The 22,244-nt window shown below is 62.0% G+C and carries 21 protein-coding genes; 13 read left to right on the plus strand and 8 right to left on the minus strand.

Annotated features, from left to right (window positions below; all coding sequences use genetic code 11):
- Nucleotides 1–44 precede the first annotated feature (44 nt).
- From NCS02_RS25255 to NCS02_RS25290, 8 genes are all read left to right on the plus strand, one after another.
- Nucleotides 45–851 (plus strand): GntR family transcriptional regulator, encoded by an 807-nt coding sequence (locus NCS02_RS25255; RefSeq protein WP_008347879.1) that lies wholly within the window; start codon nucleotides 45–47, stop codon nucleotides 849–851.
- 132 nt (nucleotides 852–983) lie between these two features.
- Complete coding sequence (locus tag NCS02_RS25260) at nucleotides 984–2,138, plus strand: efflux RND transporter periplasmic adaptor subunit (protein ID WP_239294906.1); 1,155 nt, start codon at nucleotides 984–986, stop codon at nucleotides 2,136–2,138.
- 1 nt (nucleotide 2,139) lies between these two features.
- Nucleotides 2,140–2,832 (plus strand): ABC transporter ATP-binding protein, encoded by a 693-nt coding sequence (locus NCS02_RS25265; RefSeq protein WP_008347883.1) that lies wholly within the window; start codon nucleotides 2,140–2,142, stop codon nucleotides 2,830–2,832.
- Between the two features lie 6 nt (nucleotides 2,833–2,838).
- On the plus strand, nucleotides 2,839–3,993 hold the full coding sequence (locus tag NCS02_RS25270) for an ABC transporter permease (protein WP_250520040.1): 1,155 nt from the start codon (nucleotides 2,839–2,841) through the stop codon (nucleotides 3,991–3,993).
- Between the two features lie 9 nt (nucleotides 3,994–4,002).
- Nucleotides 4,003–5,169 carry an ABC transporter permease gene (locus NCS02_RS25275; protein ID WP_250436463.1) on the plus strand — a complete coding sequence of 389 codons (1,167 nt, stop codon included), beginning with the start codon at nucleotides 4,003–4,005 and terminating at the stop codon, nucleotides 5,167–5,169.
- 103 nt (nucleotides 5,170–5,272) lie between these two features.
- Nucleotides 5,273–5,665 (plus strand): tautomerase family protein, encoded by a 393-nt coding sequence (locus NCS02_RS25280; protein ID WP_008347888.1) that lies wholly within the window; start codon nucleotides 5,273–5,275, stop codon nucleotides 5,663–5,665.
- A 29-nt stretch (nucleotides 5,666–5,694) separates the two neighbouring features.
- Nucleotides 5,695–6,066 (plus strand): GFA family protein, encoded by a 372-nt coding sequence (locus tag NCS02_RS25285; RefSeq protein WP_008347889.1) that lies wholly within the window; start codon nucleotides 5,695–5,697, stop codon nucleotides 6,064–6,066.
- A gap of 142 nt (nucleotides 6,067–6,208) precedes the next feature.
- The gene (locus NCS02_RS25290) at nucleotides 6,209–7,678 is read left to right on the plus strand and encodes an alkaline phosphatase family protein (protein ID WP_008347891.1); all 1,470 of its coding nucleotides are present in this window, start codon (nucleotides 6,209–6,211) and stop codon (nucleotides 7,676–7,678) included.
- Nucleotides 7,679–7,694: 16 nt separating this feature from the next.
- On the opposite strand, the gene NCS02_RS25295 is transcribed toward NCS02_RS25290, so the two are convergent.
- A complete protein-coding gene (locus NCS02_RS25295) occupies nucleotides 7,695–8,213 on the minus strand; it encodes a GNAT family N-acetyltransferase (protein WP_250503619.1) in 519 nt (172 codons plus the stop codon).
- 245 nt (nucleotides 8,214–8,458) lie between these two features.
- On the opposite strand from NCS02_RS25295, the gene NCS02_RS25300 reads away from it, so the two are divergent.
- From NCS02_RS25300 to NCS02_RS25320, 5 genes are all read left to right on the plus strand, one after another.
- The gene (locus NCS02_RS25300) at nucleotides 8,459–9,544 is read left to right on the plus strand and encodes a linear amide C-N hydrolase (protein WP_008347896.1); all 1,086 of its coding nucleotides are present in this window, start codon (nucleotides 8,459–8,461) and stop codon (nucleotides 9,542–9,544) included.
- A gap of 107 nt (nucleotides 9,545–9,651) precedes the next feature.
- The gene (locus tag NCS02_RS25305) at nucleotides 9,652–10,338 is read left to right on the plus strand and encodes a DUF3348 domain-containing protein (RefSeq protein WP_250436469.1); all 687 of its coding nucleotides are present in this window, start codon (nucleotides 9,652–9,654) and stop codon (nucleotides 10,336–10,338) included.
- Between the two features lie 10 nt (nucleotides 10,339–10,348).
- Nucleotides 10,349–12,595 (plus strand): DUF802 domain-containing protein, encoded by a 2,247-nt coding sequence (locus NCS02_RS25310; RefSeq protein ID WP_250503620.1) that lies wholly within the window; start codon nucleotides 10,349–10,351, stop codon nucleotides 12,593–12,595.
- The gene (locus tag NCS02_RS25315; protein ID WP_008347904.1) at nucleotides 12,592–13,239 is read left to right on the plus strand and encodes an OmpA family protein; all 648 of its coding nucleotides are present in this window, start codon (nucleotides 12,592–12,594) and stop codon (nucleotides 13,237–13,239) included. The genes NCS02_RS25310 and NCS02_RS25315 overlap by 4 nt, the downstream gene beginning before the upstream one ends.
- Nucleotides 13,232–13,813 (plus strand): DUF2894 domain-containing protein, encoded by a 582-nt coding sequence (locus NCS02_RS25320; protein ID WP_250436471.1) that lies wholly within the window; start codon nucleotides 13,232–13,234, stop codon nucleotides 13,811–13,813. The genes NCS02_RS25315 and NCS02_RS25320 overlap by 8 nt, the downstream gene beginning before the upstream one ends.
- A gap of 42 nt (nucleotides 13,814–13,855) precedes the next feature.
- On the opposite strand, the gene NCS02_RS25325 is transcribed toward NCS02_RS25320, so the two are convergent.
- The 7 genes from NCS02_RS25325 to NCS02_RS25355 all read right to left on the minus strand — a co-directional run bounded on the left by NCS02_RS25325 (nucleotide 13,856) and on the right by NCS02_RS25355 (nucleotide 22,075).
- Entirely contained in the window at nucleotides 13,856–14,839 is a 984-nt protein-coding gene (locus NCS02_RS25325; protein WP_250503622.1) for a transketolase family protein, read from the minus strand.
- Complete coding sequence (locus tag NCS02_RS25330) at nucleotides 14,836–15,678, minus strand: transketolase (RefSeq protein WP_008347910.1); 843 nt, start codon at nucleotides 15,676–15,678, stop codon at nucleotides 14,836–14,838. Before NCS02_RS25330 ends, NCS02_RS25325 begins: the two co-directional genes overlap by 4 nt.
- A 24-nt stretch (nucleotides 15,679–15,702) precedes the next feature.
- A complete protein-coding gene (locus tag NCS02_RS25335) occupies nucleotides 15,703–17,031 on the minus strand; it encodes an MFS transporter (RefSeq protein ID WP_250436473.1) in 1,329 nt (442 codons plus the stop codon).
- Nucleotides 17,032–17,086: 55 nt separating this feature from the next.
- Nucleotides 17,087–17,836 (minus strand): SDR family NAD(P)-dependent oxidoreductase, encoded by a 750-nt coding sequence (locus NCS02_RS25340; protein ID WP_008347913.1) that lies wholly within the window; start codon nucleotides 17,834–17,836, stop codon nucleotides 17,087–17,089.
- A 93-nt stretch (nucleotides 17,837–17,929) separates the two neighbouring features.
- Nucleotides 17,930–18,823 carry a LysR substrate-binding domain-containing protein gene (locus NCS02_RS25345; RefSeq protein ID WP_175980739.1) on the minus strand — a complete coding sequence of 298 codons (894 nt, stop codon included), beginning with the start codon at nucleotides 18,821–18,823 and terminating at the stop codon, nucleotides 17,930–17,932.
- Between the two features lie 6 nt (nucleotides 18,824–18,829).
- Complete coding sequence (locus NCS02_RS25350) at nucleotides 18,830–19,417, minus strand: peroxidase-related enzyme (protein WP_250503623.1); 588 nt, start codon at nucleotides 19,415–19,417, stop codon at nucleotides 18,830–18,832.
- A 48-nt stretch (nucleotides 19,418–19,465) separates the two neighbouring features.
- Complete coding sequence (locus NCS02_RS25355) at nucleotides 19,466–22,075, minus strand: PAS domain-containing hybrid sensor histidine kinase/response regulator (RefSeq protein WP_250523325.1); 2,610 nt, start codon at nucleotides 22,073–22,075, stop codon at nucleotides 19,466–19,468.
- Nucleotides 22,076–22,244: the final 169 nt, after the last annotated feature.

The following is a 22,244-nucleotide window of genomic DNA, read 5'->3' on the forward strand; positions in this document are numbered from 1 at the left end:
GCGAACGTGGCTCGCTTTCTCCTCATTAGCGTTCAGGTTCAATCATGCAAGACGGTATCGTGTCGAATGGCTCGGCTGCAGTGCGGCGTGCGCGCGTACGCAGGCCGCTCGCATCGCAGAAGTTCGAATTGCCCGATCTGACTTCGGCGATATCGCACGACTCGCATGAGCCCATCGGCAAGCAGATTTTTCGGGCGCTGCGTCAGGCTATCTTCGCGGGACAACTCGTGCCCGGCACGCCGCTTTCCGAAAAGGAAGTCGCGGAGATGTTCCAGGTTTCGCGGCAGCCGGTGCGCGAGACCTTCATCAAGCTCGTCGAGGCGGGCGTGCTGCAAGTGCTGCCTCAGCGCGGCACCTTCGTGAAAAAGATCTCGCCGCGTCAGGTGCGCGAAGGGCGTTTCATTCGCGAGGCGATCGAAACGGCGGTCGCGCGCAAGGCCGCGGTCGCCATCACCGATTCGCAACTCGACGATCTCGCCGCGAATCTTCGCGAGCAGAAGAGCGCATCGAAAGTGAACGACACCACTGCCTTTCTCGCACTCGATGAACAGTTCCACATGCAGATCGCGCAATCGATCGACTGCGTCGCTGCATGGGACACGATCCAGGACATCAAGGCGCAGATGGATCGCGTGCGTTATCTGAGCTTGCCGGATGTATCGCCGCTCGATCTGCTCATCAAGCAGCATGCGCGCATCGTTAGCGCGTTGAAGGCGCATGATCCCGATGGCGCCGAGGAAGCGATGCGCGCGCATCTGCGCGAGATTCTGGTGTCGTTGCATCCGATCGCGGAACGCAATCCCGATTGGTTCGAGCCCGACGAGCCGGAGCGGGTGGCCTTGGGAAGCTGATTGAAAGGACAGCGCTATACTGACCATCCTTTCACCGCATGCCGATCCGCGGGCCCATTCCGCGGCGCACGTCCAAAATTGGCTGAACACAACTTAGAAAAACTCAAGATCGACCGGGGTCCGTCTGCCGCGATGCCGCGGCGCCGGCGCAACTGGCTTCGTTACGCCATCATCGTTGCGATTCTGCTCGCGCTCATCGGCGTGGCGTTTCGTCTCACCGGCCCGCAGGCCGTCGAAACCGCCACGGTCACGTCGGTGTATCCGTCGCAGAGCTATACGCTTCTGAACGCCACGGGCTATGTCGTGCCGCAACGCAAGGCCGCAGTCGCATCGAAAGGACAAGGGCGCGTCGAATGGCTCGGCGTGCTCGAAGGCACGCCGGTGAAGGAAGGGCAGATCATCGCGCGGCTGGAGAGCAATGACGTGGCTGCGTCGCTCGCGCAGGCCCAGGCGCAGGTCAAGGTCGCGCGGGCGAATCTCGAGCTGCAGCGCGCCGAACTGAAGAACGCGGAAGTCGATCTCAAGCGCTACAAGATCCTCGCACCGCAAGGCGCGATTCCGGCGACACAGTACGATGCCGCGCTCGCCCGCTTCGACAAGGCCAAGGCGTCGATCAACAGCGACGAAGCCGCGATCGTCTCCGCGCAAGCCAACGCGCAGGCAGCGCAAGTAGCCGTCGATCAAACCGTGATTCGCGCGCCCTTCGACGGCGTCGTGATCGAGAAGCACGCGAATGTCGGCGACAACATCACGCCGTTCTCATCGGCGTCGGACAGCAAGGGCGCGGTTGTCACCATCGCTGACATGAAGACGCTCGAAGTCGAAGCCGATGTCGCCGAGTCGAACATCGCGCGCATCGCTGTCGATCAGCCGTGCGAGATTCAACTCGATGCGCTGCCCGACGCGCGCTTTGCGGGCCGCGTGTCGCGCATCGTGCCGACGGTCGATCGATCCAAAGCCACCGTGCTCGTGAAAGTGCGTTTCGTCGAACGCGATTCGCGCGTGCTGCCCGATATGTCCGCGAAAGTCGCGTTCCTGTCGAAGCCGGTGCCGCCCGAGGAGAAGAAGGCGGTTGTCGCCGTGCAGCCATCGGCGGTCGTCACGCGCGATGGCAGGAAAGTGGTCTACGTGGTCGATCACGACGCCGCGCGCGAAGTGCCGGTGACGACGGGCGAGCGCATCGGCGATCTGCTAGCCGTGCAGGGCGTGAAGCCCGGCGACGTGCTCGTGCTCGCGCCCGGCGACAAGATCAAGGACGGTGCCAAAGTCACGCTGGCGAAGAAATAACGTGAGCACGACGCCTCTCGTTCAGATCAGCCACGTCGCGAAGTCGTATCGGCGCGGTGTGCAGACCGTGCCGGTGCTCACCGACATCACGTTGTCCATCGCGGAAGGCAATTTCGTCGCGTTGATGGGGCCGTCGGGTTCGGGCAAGAGCACGCTGCTCAACCTGATCGCGGGCATCGACCGGCCCGATAGCGGCGAGTTGCTCGTCGGCGGACTCGATATCACGCGCCTGCCCGAAGCCGCGCTTGCCGACTGGCGCGCGGCGAACGTCGGCTTCATCTTCCAGTTCTATAACCTGATGCCGGTGCTGTCCGCGTTTGAGAACGTCGAGTTGCCGCTGATGCTCACGCGCCTCACGCGCCACGAGCGCAAGGAACGCGTCGCGATGGTGCTCGACATGGTCAACATGGCCGATCGCATGAGTCACTATCCGTCGGAGCTGTCGGGCGGGCAGCAGCAGCGCGTCGCGATCGCGCGTGCGCTGATCACGGACCCGAAGCTGATCGTCGCCGACGAACCGACCGGCGATCTCGACCGCAGCTCCGCCGCCGATGTCCTCGCGATGCTGCAACGTCTCAACGACAAGCTCGGCAAGACCATCATCATGGTGACGCATGACGCGCACGCGGCCGGCGCGGCGAAGGCGCTCGTGCATCTGGAGAAAGGCGAGCTGATCGATGGAACCGTGGGCTAAGCCATCATGTTCGTGTTCAAGCTGATCCTGCGCAACGCGCTGCGGCACAAGCTGCGCACCACGCTGACGGTGCTCGGGCTGACCATCGCGGTGCTCGCATATGGTCTTTTGCATACCGTCGTCGATGCGTGGTATGCAGGCGCCGCGGCTGCATCGAACGCGCGGCTCGTCACGCGCAATGCAATCTCGCTCGTGTTTCCGTTGCCGCTCGCCTATGAGAACCGCATACGCGGCGTCGAGGGCGTGACGCTCGTTGCGCGCTCGAACTGGTTCGGCGGCGTGTATCGCGATCCGAAGAACTTCTTCGCGCAGTTCGCCGTGTCCGACAACTATCTCGATCTCTATCCCGAGTTCATCGTGCCCGAGCAGCAACGCGCCGATTATCGACGCGATCGCAAAGGCGCGCTCATCGGCCGACAGCTCGCGGATCAATACGGCTTCAAGGTCGGCGACGTCATTCCGCTCAAGGGCACGATCTATCCGGGAACATGGGACTTCGTCGTGCGCGGCATCATGGAAGGGCGCGACGAATCGACCATTACGCGGCAACTGATTTTTCACTACGACTATCTGAACGAGACGATCCGCAAGACGACCAAGCGCAATGTCGATCAGGTCGGCGTGTACGTGGTCGGCATCAAGGATCCGGACGAAGCGGCTGTCGTGTCGCGCAAGATCGACAATGTCTTCAAGAACTCGCTCGCCGAAACGCTGACGGAAACGGAGCAGGCGTTTCAGCTCGGCTTCGTCGCAATGTCGAATCAGATCATCGCGGCGATACGCGTCGTGTCATATGTAGTGATCCTGATCATCATGGCGGTGATGGCGAACGCGATGGCAATGAGCGCGCGCGAGCGCATCACCGAATACGCGACATTGAAGGCGCTCGGCTTCGGCTCCGCATTTCTATCGGTGCTCGTGTTCGGCGAATCGATTGCAATCTGCGCGATCGGCGGTGGCATCGGCATCCTGGCGACGCCGCCGATGGCCGAAGTCTTCAAGCACGCCACAGGCGGCGTGTTCCCGGTCTTCATGGTGTCGCACGAGACGATGCTTCTGCAGGCGGCATGCGCGTTCGCCGTCGCGATGGCAGCGGCGATCGTGCCGGCGGTGCAGGCGAGCCGCGTGCGCATCGTCGAAGGCCTGCGGGCGATCGGCTGAGGACGCGCGATGGCCATTCCCGTTTCCTACGTCGCACGCAATCTCTGGGCGCGCCGTCTCACGACGATGCTGACGGCAGGCGGTCTCGCGCTCGTGGTGTTCGTGTTCGCGACCGTGCTGATGCTCGACGCGGGACTGAAGAAAACGCTCGTATCGACGGGCGAAGCGGACAACGTCGTCGTGATCCGAAAGGGCGCGGAGACGGAGATACAAAGCGCGATCGACCGCAATCAGGCGAACGCGATGGAGATGCATCCGTCGGTCGCGATGAACGGCGACGGCGAGCCGCTCGCATCGAAGGAAACCGTCGTGCTGATCTCGCTCACCAAGCTCGGCACCAACACGCCCGCCAACGTCGTGATTCGCGGCGTCTCGCCGATGGGCGTGCAATTGCGTCCGCAAGTGAAGCTCACGGCGGGGCGCATGTTCAGGCGCGGCTCGTCGGAGATCATCGTGGGCAGCAGCATCGCGAAGGGGTTCGGCGGCACGCGCATCGGCGACTCGCTGCGTTTCGCGCAGCGCGACTGGACCGTCGTCGGCCATTTCGATGCGGGCGGCAGCGGCTTCGATTCGGAAATATGGGGCGACGTCGATCAGTTGATGCAATCGTTCCGGCGCACGAGTTATTCGTCGATGGTCGTGCGGCTCGCCCGCAGCGATGCATTCGAGCGCTTTCGCGGCGATATCGACGTGGACCCGCGCCTCGCCGACGAAGCGAAGCGCGAACAGGTGTTCTACGGCGATCAGTCGAAGGCGCTGTCGACGTTCATCAATATCCTCGGCTTCACGCTGTCGATCATCTTTTCGATCGCGGCGATGATCGGGGCGATGATCACGATGTACGCGTCGGTGGCCAATCGTGTCGCGGAGATCGGAACGTTGCGCGCGCTCGGCTTCAAGCGCTTCGACGTGCTCGGGGCGTTCCTGCTCGAAGCGTTGTTGCTCGGGCTGGTCGGCGGCGTGGCCGGACTTTCGTGCGCCGCGCTGATGCAATTCGCTTCGTTTTCCACGACCAATTTTCAGACCTTCGCGGACTTGTCGTTCCGCTTCATCCTGACGCCTTCGGTGATCGCAAAGACACTCGGGTTCTCGCTCGCGATGGGACTCGTCGGCGGATTCCTGCCGGCGATGCGGGCGTCGCGGATGAATATCGTGGACGCGCTGCGCGCGCGATGATCCCGTTTAGTCGAACGGTCGCTCCGAAAGTATTCAATATTCAACATGCGTTGTGCGGCGTAGAGTCGAGATCACCCGAACTCGATCTCGAAGGAGTTTCATCATGCCGCTCGTCAGAATATCGCTCATGAAAGGCAAGCCGCGCGAGCATATCCGCGCGATCTCGAACGGCGTGCACGAAGCGCTCGTCGAAGCGTTCAAGGTCCCCGCCGACGACCGCTTTCAATTGATCGACGAACACGAGCGCGACCACTTCATTTACGATCCCGGTTATCTCGGTGTCGAACGCAGCGACGACGTCGTGTTCATCCACATCACCGCGAGCGACTGGCGCGACACGGCGACGAAGAAAGCGTTCTACAAGACACTGGTGGCGAAGCTCGCGGCATCGCCCGGACTGCGGCCCGACGACGTGATGATCGCGCTCGCGCCGAATCGCCGCGAAGACTGGTCGTTCGGACGCGGACTCGCGCAGTACGTGGAGGACGCGGCCTGACCGAAAACCGCAAAGGAGCCGTATCCACGATGAACCCGACGACCCTGAAAGGCGCGTGTCACTGCGGCGCGATCACCTTCGAAGTCGAAACTTCGCCGGAACCCGCCGCGCGCTGCAATTGCAGTTTCTGCCGAAGGCGCGGCGCGGTCATGTCGCCGCCCTTTGTCAAAGAGAAGTTGCGCATCCTGTCGGGCGAGGACGAACTCACGCTTTATCAATTCAACACGCAGGTCGCGAAGCATTACTTTTGCAAGCGCTGTGGAATTTACACGTTCCATCAAACGCGTTCGAATCCTGCTGAATGGCGCGTGAACCTCGGCTGTGTCGATGGCGTGGATGCGTATTCGCTCGATGCACCCGTCAAGGACGGCGCGAGCAGTTCGGTAGTGGGGCGCGCATAGCAGCGTCGCCATGTGAGTGAAGGGTGCCGGGAACGCGGCGTGCTACAACCCGGCACCCACAAGCCGTTCGCGTTCGATGTTCAAGGCGCAACCGCGTTTCCGAGAACGGCGTTCGATAACAACACTCACATGGAGCGCCGTCATGGCACACAAGCCTTCCAACGAACCCGACGCGGTACGCCGGCGTCTGCTTGCCGCGTTCGCCAGCACGGCGATGCTGTCGGCCTGCGGTGGCGGCGGCAGCGACGATGACTCGGGCACCGTCACGCCGACGAGTCCTATCGGCACGATTCCGTCCGATCGCGCGAATCTGCCGCGTCCGGCGTTGCCCGCGCCGGAGACTTCGGGCATCGATCATATCGTGCTCGTGACGATGGAAAACCGCTCCTTCGATCACATGCTCGGCTGGGTGCCGGGCGCGGAGGGCGTGCAGGCGGGCAAGCAGTTCACCGATGCGTTCGGCACGGTGCAATCGACATTCGCGCTGTCCGCCAACGCTGCGTTTGGTTATCAAGGCTGCCAGTTTGCCGATCCCGATCACGCCTACGACGCAGGCCGCACGCATCTCGCGAACGGCGCGATGAACGGCTTCCTGCTCACGCCGGATACGAACAAGACGCGCGGCGATCTGCTGCCGATCGGTTACTTCACCGGCAGCGATCTCGAGTTCTATCGACAGGCGGCGACGCAATACACCGTCTGCGATTACTACATGAGCGGCATTCTCGCCGACACGTTTCCGAACCGCGTCTATCTGCATAGCGGCGAAACTGATCGCTTGAGCGATACGCTCGATACATCGTCGCTATCGACGATCTGGGACCGGCTCGATGCGAAGAACGTGTCGTCGAAGTATTACTTTCATGACGTGCCGTTCACGGCACTTTACGGCACGCGTTACGTCGGCCGCTCGAAGCTCTTTTCCGATTTCCTGTCCGATGCGGCGGGCGGCAATCTGCCGTCGTTCTGCATGGTCGATCCGAGCTTTGCCGGCGAGGCGAACGGCACGTCCAACGACGATCATCCTCATGCCGATGTCCGCAACGGCCAGGTCCTGCTCGCGCAAATCTACGAAGCGCTGCGCACGAGCCCGAACTGGAGCAAGACGCTCATGATCGTCGTCTACGACGAGTGGGGCGGATTCTTCGAGCATGTCGCGCCGCCGGTCAAGTCGCTGTCGGAGGCGGAACAGAAGCTCGGCAACGACGGCCGCTTGGGTTTTCGTGTGCCATGCGTATTGCTCGGACCGCGCGTGCGCGCGAACAACGTGGCGCGCTATCCGTTCGATCCGAGTTCGATCCATCAACTGCTTGCCTGGCGCTTCGGGCTCGATCCGCTGGGCGTGCGCGCGAGCGATCCGACCACGTTCAACATGGCTTACGCGCTCGATCTGAGCGATGCGCCACGCACCGATGCGCCCGCGATTACGGTGGCGCAAGGGCCGTTCGGACTCGAATGCTCGAACACGGCGTCGACAGGATCGGGTCTCGAGACCATCGACAAGTCGCGGACGGCGAAAGCAGCGGAGGGCGCATCGCAGACGCCGACGCCCGGCGGGCGCTTCGCCGACTTGCGCGCCAAGGCAACTGCGCTGGGATTCCCTTCTTCGTGATTTCCTGATCGACGCGCTATGCACCGCGCGCGAAGTCGAGCGTCATGAGGACCGAATCGTGATACGTGCCGTCGATCTTCAGCGCACGCGGCTCGCGCGCGTATTCGACGAATCCCGCCGCGCGATACAGCCTCATTGCAGCGAGATTCTCCGGCGCGACTTCGAGCTTGATTTCGTCGACGATGCCCCGCGCGTACGCAAGCACGGCATCGACGAGCGCAGCGGCAAGTCCCGTGCCGCGCGCACTCTCGCGCACGTACATGCCCCAGAGAACGCCTTTGTGCCGGAGCTTTGCGCCCGTCGGCACGAGCAGCCCGGCTACCCCGGCTAACATGCCATCGCGGCCGTCGCCACCGAACACCGCGTGATCCGCGATGCGCGCGCCGAACCAGTCGGGCGTCTGCATGCGCTCGTCGTCATACGAAGCGCCGAACGACGTTGGATAACGCTGCAGGCCTTCGAGACGAATATCGCGGAACGCTTGTGCGTCGGCGGACGTCAGGCGTCTGATCGGCGGGATGATGGCATTCTGCATAACGCATGCAATGAACAAATGGGCGGACATCCATGATAGCCGGGCGCCTCACATCTCCTCTTCGCAGACGGACGAATCGGAAATAAATCCTTAGCCCATGCGCCGATCGAATGTCTTCAGGTAATTGTCACCATCGGGTAATCATAAAGACGACGCCCTTGTTGCCACCGGTGCGCTTTACAAAGCAGGGCGAATCCAATATTTCTGAAGGCGGCTTCACGAACCAACGAAAAGGGAACACGGCCATGACCCGTCTGATTCGAACGTTCGCTTTCCTCTTCGCGCTGGCATTGCTCTCCACGTCGCTCGCGCTTGCCTGCACGCGCACGCTCTATGTCGGCGACAAGGGCCTCGTTATCACCGGCCGTTCGATGGACTGGTCCGAGGACATGCGTTCCAATCTCTGGGTGATGCCCGCGGGCATCGAACGCGATGGCAACGCGGGGCCGCGCTCGATCAAATGGAAATCGAAGTACGGCAGCGTGGTGGTGTCGGGTTATGAAATTGGCACGGTGGACGGCATGAACGAGCGCGGGCTCGTCGCCAATGCGCTCTATCTCGCGGAGACCGATTACGGCAAGCCCGACCCGAAGCGCGATCCGATGTCTATCAGTCTGTGGGCGCAATATGCGCTCGATAACTTCGCGACCGTCGGGCAAGCCGTGTATGTGATGTCGCGCGAACCGTTCCAGATCATCGCGCCGCCCCTGCCCAACGGCAAGCCGCTGACGATCCATCTTTCTCTTTCCGATGCGCGCGGCGACTCTGCGATCTTCGAGTACATCAACGGCAAGCTCATCATTCATCAAGGCAAGAAGTACAAGGTGATGACCAACTCGCCGATCTACGATGAACAGCTTGCTATCGATACTTACTGGAGAAGCGTCGGCGGCATGGGCTTCTTGCCGGGCACGAATCGCGCGGCGGACCGCTTCGTGCGCGCGTCGTTTCTGCTCGATGCGATTCCGAAGCAGGCCGATGCGAATTACATGGCGGGCGTGCCGCAGCAGTCGTACGCGTTCCAGGCCGTCGCGAGTGTGATGAGTCTCATGCGTTCGGTGAGCGTGCCGCTCGGCATCAGCACGCCGGAGCAGCCGAATCTGTCGTCGACGATATGGCGCACGGTCTCGGATCAGCAGAACCTGATCTATTACTTCGATTCAGCGACGCGGCCCGATACGTTCTGGGTGTCGCTCAAGAAGCTCAACCTGAATCCAGGCGCGCCGGTGATGAAGCTGACGATCGATTCGGGACAGGTCTTCTCCGGCGAGACGGCGGGCAGCTTCGTCGCGACGCAGCCTTTCGCGTTCATGCCCGCGAAGGCGCCATGAGCCAGCATTTGCCTCGACGTTGTCGCGGCTCCGCACGAAACGGGGCATCGATTTCGCCCGCGCAGGTAAAATAGTGTCCTTTTGCCCCCGGTGATCCTGTGCAAGGCATGAAGCGCACGGCATTCAGCGGCCCGGCGCTCGTTCGCCTGCTGGCACATTTTGCCGATCTCGACGTTCACGAACCCGCTCAATCGCTCGCGGACCGCCTGAGCCAATGGCTCGGCTGGACCGATGCGATTGCGCTGTCCACTGCGCTCGCATCCGATCCGCCCGCCGCGTCGGGCGCGCGATCCGTTGCGCGCGAGGTGGAAGAAGAGTGCGCGCGCGTGCGCAATTCGCTCGCAGGCGCATTCGCACGCGAGGAAGCGGCCGCGCGCCGCAGGAATCGTACGCCGGTGAAGCCGTCGTCCGACGATGCGCCCATCGACTACGCGGACTTTCGTCAGCGCTATGTGTCCTTGCAGCAAGCGATGGAATCCGACATCGGTGCGCTGCGCACGCGTCTGCGATCGACGCTCGCGACGAAATCGCCGGACATGGCGCGTCTCGCCGTCGTCGATGCCGTGATGGAACAGGCGTTGAGCGCGCGCGAACGCAGTCTGCTCGGCAACGTGCCCGCGCTGCTCGGCAAGCATTTCGAGCGTCTGAAGCGCGCTCAAGCCGCTGTCGAGACATCGGCGCCGAATGCATGGCTCGACGTGTTTCGCAAGGATCTGCAGAGCGTGCTGCTCGCCGAACTGGATGTTCGTTTTCAACCGATCGAAGGCTTGCTCGCGGCTCTTCGGCCCCGCTAACTGGCTCGCTATGCCCCGAAATCTTTTGAACATCGCTGTATTTTCGATTGGCCTCGCCGCGGTGCTCGGCATCGGCATTGCATACGTCACGTCGAATGCGATCGCGTTCGCCGTCACGCTCGTGATCGCCGCATGCTATCTCGCGGGCGCGGCGGAATTGCGCCGCTATCAACAGATCACCGGCTCGCTCGAACAGGCCGTCGCACAACTCTCGACCGCGCCGCGCAGCCTCGCCGTGTGGCTCGACAGCCTCGATCCGAGCCTGCGCAATGCGGTGCGTCTGCGTGTCGAAGGCGAGCGCGCGCCGTTGCCCGGTCCGGTGCTCGCGCCGTATCTCGTCGGTCTGCTCGTGTTGCTCGGCATGCTCGGTACGCTGCTCGGCATGGTCGCGACCTTGCGCGGCACCGGCACGGCGCTGCAAAGCGCATCCGATCTGACGGCGATCCGCGCATCGCTTTCCGCGCCCGTGACGGGGCTGGGCTTCGCGTTCGGCACGTCGATCGCGGGTGTCGCGACATCCGCGATGCTCGGCCTGCTGTCGGCGCTGTGCCGTCGCGAGCGTCTTCATGTCACGCAGCAACTCGACGTGAAGATCGCGACGACACTTCGCGTCTTCACGCAGGCGCATCAACGCGACGAAACGTTCAAGCTGCTGCAGCTTCAGACCGAACTGATGCCGAAGCTCGTCGATCGTCTTCAGTCGATGACGATCGCAATCGAACAGCAAAGCCTCGCCGCGAGCGAGCGTCAGATCGCGAGTCAGGATGCGTTTCATGCGAAAGCGGAGACGTCGTATCGGCGGCTCGCAACATCGGTCGAACTGTCGTTGAAGCAAAGCGTTGCCGATAGCGCGCGCGCCGCGAGCGCCGCGTTGCAGCCCGTCATGCAGGCGGCGATGGACGGCATCGCGCGCGAAGTCACCGCGTTGCACGGCAATGTCGAGCAGGCGGTGGCGCGTCAACTGGAAGGCTTGTCGAGCGGCTTCGAGGCATCGTCGGCGAAGGTCGCGGACATCTGGAACGCATCGCTCGCGAAGCACGCGCAGTCGAACGCAACGCTCGTCGGCGAGATGAGCGCGTCGCTCGATCGCTTCGCGCAAGCATTCGAGCAACGTTCGACGCATCTCGTCGATGGCGTGTCCGCGCAAATGGATCGCGTGTCGGGCGCGCTGGCGTCGTCGGTTGCGAAGCACGACCAATCGCGCGATGCGCTCGTCGCACGCATGGATGCATCGCTGGAACGCTTCGCACAGACTTTCGATACGCGTTCGTCCGGCTTGATCGACGATGTGTCCGCGCGCCTCGAAACCGCGACGGGCAACATGTCGCAAGCGTGGACCGATGCGCTCGCACAGCACGCGCGCGCGAGCGAGCAGGCAGCCGCGCAGAACCAGAACGCGTTGACGACCGCGGCGGCCAGCTTCGAGCAACATGCAGCGGCGCTCGTGCAATCGGTCGATCGTTCGCATGCGGATTTACGCGCCGAACTCGCGCAAAGCGGGGAAGAGCGCCTCGCCACATGGAGCAGCGCGCTCGACTCGATGACCGGCTCGTTGCGCGAGCAATGGCAGCAAACGAGCGACGTCGCGGCGAATCGTCAGAAGGACATCTGCGATGCCCTCGCGCAAACCGCGCGCGACATGTCCGCGCAATCGCAGACACACGCGAGCGCGACCATCGCGGAGATCGAGCGGCTCGTGCAGGCTGCATCGGAAGCACCGAAGGCAGCCGCCGAAGTCGTCGCCGAAATGCGTCAGAAGCTGTCCGATTCGATGGTCCGCGATACCGCGATGCTCGATGAACGCAGCCGCTTGCTCGCCACCGTCGAGACATTGCTCGGCGCGGTGAACCTCGCATCGAACGAGCAACGCGCCGCGATCGATGCGCTCGTCGACACATCGGCGACGCTGCTCGAACGCGTCGGCGCGCAGTTCACCGGCACGGTCGAAGCCGAGGCCGGCAAACTCGTTTCGATGGCCGCGCAAGTGACGACGAGCGCCGTCGAAATGGCGAGCCTCTCGGATGCGTTCGGCGCGGCCGTGCAGTCTTTCGGCGAATCGAACGACAAGCTCGTCGCGCATCTCGAACGCATCGAAAGCGCGCTCGACAAATCGCTTGCGCGCAGCGATGAACAGCTCGCGTATTACGTTGCGCAGGCGAAGGAAGTGATCGATCTGAGCATGATGTCGCAGAAGCAGATCGTCGAGGACTTGCAGCATATCGCCGGGCAACGCGTGGCCGGAGCGCGCGCCGCATGAACGAGGAAATCGACGGCGGCGCGGAACACGCCGCGCCGATCTGGGCCGCGTTCGCCGATCTGATGTCGGTGCTGCTGGGCGCGTTCGTGCTGATACTCGTCGGCGTGATCGGCGTGCAGTTGCAGCTGGAGAACAAGCTCGACGAAGAGGTGAAGCATCGTCAGGAAGAGACGCAGCGCCGCAAGACGCTGGAACAGGCGCTCGCGGGACCGCTCGCATCGGGACGCGTGACGCTCGTGAACGGTCGCATCGGCATCAGCGGCAGCGTGCTTTTCGCGCTCAATTCCGATCAATTGCAGCCGCAGGGCCGCGATGTGCTGAAGAGTCTCGCAGCGCCGCTTTCGACGTATCTGCGTGCGCATGAAGAGATTCTCATGGTGAGCGGTTTCGCCGACGATCAGCAAGTCCACGAAGGCAACCGCCGATTCGCGGACAACTGGGAGCTTTCAGCGAAACGCGCACTGACGGTCATGCGCGCGTTGATCGATGCGGGCGTGCCTTCGTCGTCGGTGTTCGCGGCGGCGTTCGGCTCGGAACAGCCGGTGAGTTCCAATGCCGATGAAAGCGGGCGCGCGAAGAATCGTCGCGTGGAGATTTCAGCTGTGCCGCGTTCGTCGGATGGCGCGGTGAAGGCGCATGAGTAACGTGGCCTCTGCACGCGCGATACTCGAAGCATGGCGCGCGAATGGCGACGATCGCGCGAATCCCGTGCGCTTCCATCTGATCGATGCGCTGGACAAGCGCGCGGCCGCGTATGAAGGCGAGGCGCGTCGCCTGCTCGATGAACGTGTCGCGCAATTGCTCGATGCGTATCGAAGCGATATGGAACGTGCTGCATCTTCGGATGCACCGATAAGCGATGCCGATGTGCGCGGTCCGCTGGCAACGCTGATCGCTGACATCGCCAAAGCATCTTCGATGCATGGAACATCTCATGCGGAGTTGCTCGATTACTTTCGCGCGGTATGGTCGAAAGTCAGTGCGGAAAAGCAGTTGCGCGATTCGCTCGCACAGGTGCCCCGAAACGCAGGACCGCTCAATTCGAGCAGTCTCGTGCATCGTTCGTTGTCGCTGATGCGCGAAGTATCGCCGGGTTATCTCCAGCAATTTCTTGCCTACGTCGATGCGCTTTCGTGGATGGAAGAGTTGAACGGGCCGACTGTGACCGTCGCGAAAGAAGCGTCGGGTGCGAAGAAGGGCGGACGCAAGAAGAAGTGATGAAGCGCCGCGCGATTCATCGATCGCGCGGCATGCAGCCTGTTACGCGAGCCAGCCTTTGATCGTGCTCGACATCACGTTCGTCGAAATGCCGTAGCGATCGTGCAGCGTAGGCAACGCGCCTGCATCGAGGAACGCATCGGGCAATGCGATCTGACGATAAGCCGGCGCGCCCCCCGCCGTCAGCAGTGCGGTTGCCACCGCTTCGCCGAGCCCGCCGATCACCGTATGGTTTTCCGCCACCACGACGAGACGTCCCGAGCGCTTCGCTTCGCGGACGATCGTCTCCGTGTCGAGCGGCTTGATCGTCGGCACATGCAGCACGGCGACATCGACGTTATCGGCTTGCAATGCCTTCGCGGTTTCGAGCGCGCGCATCGTCAGAATGCCCGACGAAATGATGAGCACGTCCCGGCCATCGCGCAGCAGCTTCGCCTTGCCGAGTTCAAAGCGATAGTCGTATTCGTCGAGCACGGCGGGCACGTTGCCGCGCAAGAGACGCGCATACACCGGACCTTTGTGCGCGGCGATCGCGGGCACCATCTGTTCGATATCGAGCGCATCGCACGGATCGATCACGGTCATGTTCGGCATCGCGCGCATCAGTGCGAGGTCCTCCGCGGCTTGATGGCTCGGGCCGTAACCCGTCGTGAGTCCCGGCAGCGCGGCGACGATCTTTACATCGAGATTGTCTTCCGCGATCGTTTGATGGATGAAGTCATACGCACGGCGCGTCGCGAATACCGCGTACGTCGTCACGAACGGCTGCGCGCCTTCGTGTGCGAAGCCCGCAGCCGCGCCCATCAGCAATTGCTCGGCCATACCCATCTGGTAGTAACGCTCGGGGAATGCCTTCGCGAAGATATGCAGGTCCGTGTACTTGCCGAGATCGGCCGTCATGCCGATGATATTCGTCTTCGTGCGCGCTTCTTCCACGAGCGCATGGCCGAAGGGCGCCGAACGCGTGACCTGTCCTTCGCTTGCGATCGACGCGATCATCGCGGATGTCTTCAAACGAGTGCTCATGCTTGTCTCCCTGCTTCGAGTGCTTGCAGCGCCAGTTGCCATTCATGGGCATCGACGCGGATGAAGTGGTTTTTCTCGCGTTGTTCGAGAAAGGGCACGCCACGGCCCATCTGCGTATCGCATACGATGATGCGCGGCTTCGCGTCCTCAAGATTGCGCGCGTTGTCGAAAGCGTTCTTCACCGCATCGATGTCGTTGCCGTTCACGCGCTGCACGTACCAGCCGAATGCTTCGAGCTTGTCGACGAGCGGCTCGAACGACATGATCTGCGTCGACGGGCCATCCGCCTGCTGATTGTTCACATCGACCATTGCGATGAGATTGTCGAGCTTCCAGTGCGCCGCCGACATCAAACCTTCCCAGATCGAGCCTTCATCGAGCTCGCCATCGGAGAAGAGCGTGTACACGAAAGACTTCGAGCCCTTGCGCTTCAGACCGAGGCAACGGCCCACAGCGATCGTGAGACCTTGCCCGAGCGACCCGCCGGACATTTCCATGCCGGGCGTGTAGCTTGCCATGCCGGACATCGGCAGACGGCTATCGTCGCTGCCATACGTTTCGAGTTCCTCTTGCGGCAGGATGCCTGCTTCGAAGAGCGCGGCATACAGCGCAATTGCATAGTGACCGTTCGACAGCAGGAAGCGGTCGCGGCCTTCCCATTCGGGATCGTCGGGGCGGTAGTTCATCGCGCCGAAGTAGGCGACGGCCAGCACATCGGCGATATCGAGCGCCTGGCCGATATAACCTTGACCTTGCACTTCGCCCATCAGAAGGGCATTGCGGCGGATACGATAGGCGCGCTCGGCGAGCGTCACCTCTTCGATAACGGGAGCATTCATGCGTTGTCTCCTTGATTAATAAAATTAGCGATTGACCGTTTTCGCGGGCACGAAGAACACGAGCGCCGCGCCGATCACGATGGCTATGGAAATGAAGATCAGGCCCGCGGTCGATTTGCCGGTGAAGTCGTTGAGCCATCCGACGATGGCAGGCGAGAAGAAGCCCGCGAGATTGGCGAAGCAGTTGACCGCGGCAATGCCCGCCGCCGCCGACATGCCGCCCAGCACAGCCGTAGGCAAGGACCAGAATTGCGACGATGACGCGAGGATGCCTGCTGCCGCGATGCTCACGCAGACGATCGATGCGCCCACGCTGCCGAGCATCGGCAAGGTGGCGAAGCCGGCTGCGGACACAAGCATCGGAATCGCGAGATGCAGGCGGCGTTCGCGACGCTTGTCGGCACTTGCACCGATCAGCGGCAGCGCGACGATGGCGCAAAGATACGGAATCGCGGTGAGAATGCCGACCCACAGCGGGTCCGCTACGCCGGTGCGGCGCACGATGGTCGGCAGCCAGAACGTGAGTCCGTATTGACCCATCACGACGCAGAAGTAGATCGCGGCCATCAGCCAAAGACGACGATCGCCGATGAATGCGCGGATCGATACGTGCTTCACCGTCTGCGCGTTGTCCTTCTCGACATTGCGCCGAAGCAATGCTTTCTCTTCGTCGCTGAGCCACTTCGCGCCGGCGATGCCGTTGTCGAGGTAGAACAGGATCGCGACACCCAGGAAGAGCGAAGGCAGCGCTTCGAGCATGAAGAGCCACTTCCATCCGGCGAGCCCCTGCACGCCCTGGAACGCATGCATGATGTAGCCCGAGAGCGGTCCGCCGACGATGCCCGCGAGCGGAATCGCCATGAAGAACAGCGAGAGCGCTTTGGCGCGGCGCGCGGCGGGAAACCAGTACGTCAGATAGAGAATGACGCCCGGCGCGAAACCCGCTTCTGCGACGCCCAGCAAAAATCGCAGGACATAGAAGACTGTCGGTGACTTCACGAACACGAAGCTCGCGGATATCACGGCCCACGTCAGCATGATGCGTGCGAGCCAGTTGCGCGCGCCCACTTTATGCAGGATGACGTTACTGGGCACTTCGAACAGGAAGTAGCCGAGAAAGAAGATGCCCGCGCCGATGCCGTAGATGGTTTCGGAGAAGCGCAAATCGTTGAGCATCTGCAGCTTGGCGAAGCCGACGTTCACGCGATCCAGATACGCGCCGAGATAGCACAGCATCAGAAAGGGAATCAGGCGGCGTCCGACCTTGGCATAGGTCTTTGCTTCGAAGCTGGCGGCATCGTCGGACGATGTGAACTCAGCGCTTACCGCCGCCGCGGATAACTTTGGTTTCATGTGTGTCTCCATCCATGTTCGGCGCCCTGGTTTCCAGGTGCGCCCGTACGTGCAATCAATGAATCAGCATGCCGCCGTTGACATCGAGTGTGACACCGGTGAGATAGGAAGAAAGATCGCTCGCGAGATACAGGCACGCGTTGGCGATATCCGCTGCATCGCCGAGACGCGCGAGCGGAATGCTCTTGATGATGTCCGCGCGCATTTCGGGCGTGAGCTTGTCACCGGTGATGTCGGTTTGAATGAGGCCCGGCGTGATCGAATTCACGCGAATGCCGTCGGCGCCGAATTCACGCGCCATTGCCTTCGCGAGGCCCAGCACGCCGGCCTTCGCCGCGCTGTAATGCGGCCCGCCGAAGATGCCGCCGCCACGTTGCGCCGACACTGACGACATGCATACGATGCTGCCGCTCTTCTGCTTTTTCATCTGCGGAATAACGGCTTGCGACATATACAGCGTGCCGCGCAGATTGACGTCGATGACGGCATCGAAGTTATCCGCGCCTATCTCCAGCGTCTTGATCGGCTGCGTGATGCCCGCGTTGTTGATGAGCGCGTCGATGCGTCCGTACTTATCGATGGTGGCATTGGCGGCCGCGATGCACGCGTTCTTATCGGTGACGTCGCAAGCGAGACCGAGATGGCCATCGCCCAGATCGTTCGCGGCGCTTTGCGCGTCTGCTTCCTTCAGATCCAGCACGACGATGCGCGCGCCTTGCGCCGCAAGCGCCTTCGCCGTTGCCTTGCCGATACCGCGCGCCGAAGCCGCGCCCGTGACGATCACTACCTGGTTCTCGAGCAACATCGTTGTCTCCGTTGGTTGTCTGGTGTAGGCGCAGTTTCTCCGCCTTCGACCTGACGATCAACGCAGTTTGGCTCAACTATTGCTGAGAAATTTTCAGGTATCGCCGCGACGCTCGATTTGCTGATCCATCCACGCCAGAAACTTTGCGACGCGCGGCAATCCGGCGTTTTGACTCGGGTAAACGAGATGATGCGCGCCGACTTCGACCGCGTATTCCTTGCCGAATACAGGCACGAGCGAACCGCGTTCCAGATGCCCGGACGCGAGCATCGTGCTTTCGAGCGCGATGCCGTGACCGAGCGCGGCCGCTTCGAGCGACATGTACGAGCGGTCGAATGAAAAGTCGAATGCCTTGCGCTTCACCGCGACGCCGAACTTGCCGAACCACTGCTGCCATTGAACGAGCGGCGATTCGGAGAGAATCAGACGACGGTCGAGCAGATCATCGGGCGTAGCGACTGGAAAGCGTTCGAGATAGGCGCGCGAAGCGAGCGGCGCAATGCTTTCATGCCGCAGCGTCTTCACTTCGACATCGGTCCAATGAGCATAGCCATGACGCACGGCGATATCGTAGTAACCCGATGTGAACGACACGTCTTCATACGAACACGCGAGGTTCATTTGAATATCGCCATTGGCTTCCTGAAACGCGGCGAGACGCGGCAATAGCCACATCAGGCCGAAGCTCGGACTCGAATGAATGCGCAGTATCTCGACGGATGTTTCGCTCGATGCGCGTTCCGTCGCGCGATTCAATTCGGCGAGCGCGCCGGTGACGTCGGCAAGATATTGCGTGCCGGTCGGCGTGAGGACGAGACCGCGGCCGAACCGCGTGAACAACGGCCGCCCGACGATGCTCTCCAGATTCGCCAGTTGATGACTGACGGCCGAAGGCGTGAGGCCGAGTTCGTCGGCGGCGCGGTTGACGCTCTTCGTGCGCGCGACGCTCTCGAACGCGATGATGGATTTGAGCGGAGGAAGGCGCATGGAAGCTTACTTCGGCTCCTTCGGCACGCGCCCCATCAAAAAGAACTCGTCGTTGGGCCGCATTGAAATGACATTCGCCATGCGATTCGATAACCCGAAAAATGCGGTGATCGCGGCGATATCCCAGATATCTTCATCGCTGAAGTCATGCGCGTGCAATGCCGCGAAATCGGCATCATCCACCGTGCCCGATGCGCGGCATACCTTAAGCGCAAAATCGAGCATCGCCTTCTGACGCGGCGTGATATCCGCCTTGCGATGATTCACCGCCACCTGATCCGCCACGAGCGCGTTCTTTTCATAGATGCGCAGAATCGCTCCGTGCGCGACGACGCAATAAAGGCAATCGTTCACCGCGCTCGTCGCGACGACGATCATCTCGCGCTCGCCCTTGCTCAGGCCGCCTTCCTTGAGCATCAGCGCATCGTGATAAGCGAAGAACGCGCGGAATTCATCGGGCCGGTGCGCAAGCGTGAGAAACACGTTCGGCACGAACCCCGCCTTGTCCTGCACTTCGAGAATGCGTGCGCGGATATCGTCGGGCCATTCTTTCGGATCGGGAACGGGATAGCGGCTGATGGGCTTTGGCGTCATGACGTCCTCGAAGGCTTGATCGAACGCCCATTGTAGAGCGAGAGTTCGTCAACGCGTGACTGTGAGCGACGACAATAGCTTCAAGAGGCTCTCGACATTCACGGGCTTCACGAAGTGATAGTCGAAGCCTGCCGATTGCGCGCGCAATCGGTCTTCGGCCTGGCCATAACCCGTGATCGCGATCAGCAAAGGCGTCGTGTCTCCCTTGCGACGCAAACGACGCGCGAGTTCGTAGCCGTCGATATCTGGCAGGCCGATATCGAGCAGCGCCACATCGGGCTGCAAGAGCGGCGCGGCTTCCAGCGCTTCCGCCGATGAATACGCGACGCGCGCGACATGTTCCTCCGACTCGCACAGCATCGCGAGCGAATCGGCGGCATCGCGGTTATCGTCCACGACGAGAATGCGCAGCGCCGTGCGCGTCTCGCGCATGCTCGTCTCCGAAAGTGCGAGCGCGGAATGCCTTTCGTGATGATGCAAACGCGGCAGCCGCACGGTCACCGTCGTGCCGAGGCCCGGTCCCGGGCTTTGCACGGTGATCGTGCCTTTATGCATTTCCACGAGCTTCTTCACGAGAGAAAGCCCGATGCCGAGGCCGCCGTTCGAGCGGTCGAGCGTGCGCTCGCCTTGCGAGAATAGCTCGAATACTTTCGGCAGAAGGTCGGCGGAAATGCCCGTGCCCGTATCGGCGATGACGATAGACACCGAATCGTCGGCAGCCTGCACACTCACGCTGATACGGCCTTGCTCCGGTGTGTACTTGCTCGCATTGTTCAGCACGTTGACAAGGATCTGCGAGAGACGCGTGGGATCGCCGCAGACCCATGTCGTCGCATCGGAAACATCGACTTGAATGTTTTGCGAACGCGACTCGACCATGCCCGCAATGGCTTCGACTGCGTGATATACCGCCGTGCCGACGAGAATCGGTTCGAGTTGCAAGGCGATGCGTCCCTGCGTAATGCGCGAAACCTCCAGCAAGTCGTCGACGATGCGCGTCATGTGCTCCACTTGCCGGCGCATGAGATCGATAAGATCGCGCGGATGCGTGTCGCCATCCTGATCCTTTTGCAGGAGCGCGATGGCCGTTCGCAGCGGCGCAAGCGGATTGCGCAGTTCATGCGCGAGCATCGCGAGGAACTCATCCTTGCGTCGTCCCGCTTCGCGCAACATCAGCTCCATATGCTTGCGTTCGGTGATGTCTATCACGCTGCCGATGATGCGCAGCGGCTCGCCGTCCTTGCTGCGCTGGAGCAGGGCGCTGCCTTGCATCCACTGTTCTCCGTGCATGTTGCGCACGCGAAACTCGACATGTCCCTCGGCGTCTTCACCGGCCGCGATGCTGCGCACATAGCGATCGAGCATGGCGCTGTCATCGGGATGCACGCGTGCGAGCGCTGCCTCATAGCTGAGCGTTTCGGTGGTCTGACGCTCGCCGCCGGTTTCGAGCGACAACGTCCACGTCGCGAGTTCCAGCGACGCGATATGAATGTTCGCGGCCTGCATCGCCACCGTGAGGCGCAAGCTGCGCGCCTCGATTGCGGCTTGCGCTTCGAAGCGCGGCGTGACGTCGGTCGTCGTGCCGAACCATTCCTGCAAGCTGCCCTTGTCGTCGTAGAGTGGCGCGGCGTGCGCCTGCACCATGCGATAAACGCCGTCGCGACGGTACATGCGAAAGGTGAGCGTGCAAGCGACGCCGTCGCGCAATGCATCGAGCCACGCCTGATGCGTGCGCTCGCGATCGTCGGGATGGATGTAATCGAGCCAGCCCCACCCGGACAACACGTCCGGTGATGTGCCCGTGAACTGTTCCCATTCGCCGCCAGAAGGACGGATTTCGCCGTTTGCATCGGCGGACCAGACGAGCGCGCCCGTCGTTTCGACGAGCGCCCGATAGCGTCGTTCGGAAAGGCTCAGGCGATCTTCATCGGCGCGTTGCGTGCTGATATCGAAGCTCACGCCATAGACGCGCGTGAGCACGCCATGACGGTCGAACTCGGGATGCCCGCGCATGCGCAGCCATCGACGTTGTCCTTGTTCGCTTTCGAGAACGAAGTCGAATTCGAATGGTCCGCCATCGCGCAATGCTTCGGTCAACTTGCGCTGAAACGGCTCGCGATGTTCGGGCGCGACGCGGTCCCACACTTCCGAAAGAAGAACCGCTTCGGTTCCGGGCGGAAAAGAATAGAGCGCGGCGAGCTGTGCGGTCATGCGTACGACGCGCGTCTTCATGTCCCATTCCCACGCGCCCATGCGTGCGCCCGCGAAAGCGGCCTGCAAGCGCCGCTCGCTGGCTTCATACATTGCCCATGCGTGACGACACTCATGAATGTCGATGGCCACACCGACCGTCTCGCCGATCTGCCCTTCCTCATCGCGCCGCGCCTGAAGATGGAGCGTATGCCAGCGGAACGCGGCATCGTTGCGTAACAGGCGCACATCGACGTTGCGAAGCAGCGTGCCGTCGCGCATCTGACGCAGTGCTTCGAGAACCGGCGGGATGTCGTCGGGGTGAACAAAAGCTTTCCAATGCTGCCCGACGAGTTCGGGAAACGGAATGCCGAGATACCGGCAAGCCCACGGATTGGCGTACTGGATTACCCCGTCTCGTGCCGCGCGCCACACAAACGACGGCAGGAAATGAGCAGGATCGTGCATGGCGTCCTTGCTTCCTTACTCCGGCGAAAAGCGTCGCCGCGCACGCCATCCAAGGCTTTGATAGCTTAGGGATACCATACAACAAAAGCGATGGGCTTCATCGCGATACGGCGATGCAGCCATCATCGCTCCGAAAGGTTATATGTAATTTATACGTATCAAAGAATGT

The organism is Caballeronia sp. NCF2 (genome assembly GCF_023631205.1).
GTDB classification, from domain to species: Bacteria; Pseudomonadota; Gammaproteobacteria; order Burkholderiales; family Burkholderiaceae; genus Caballeronia; species Caballeronia zhejiangensis.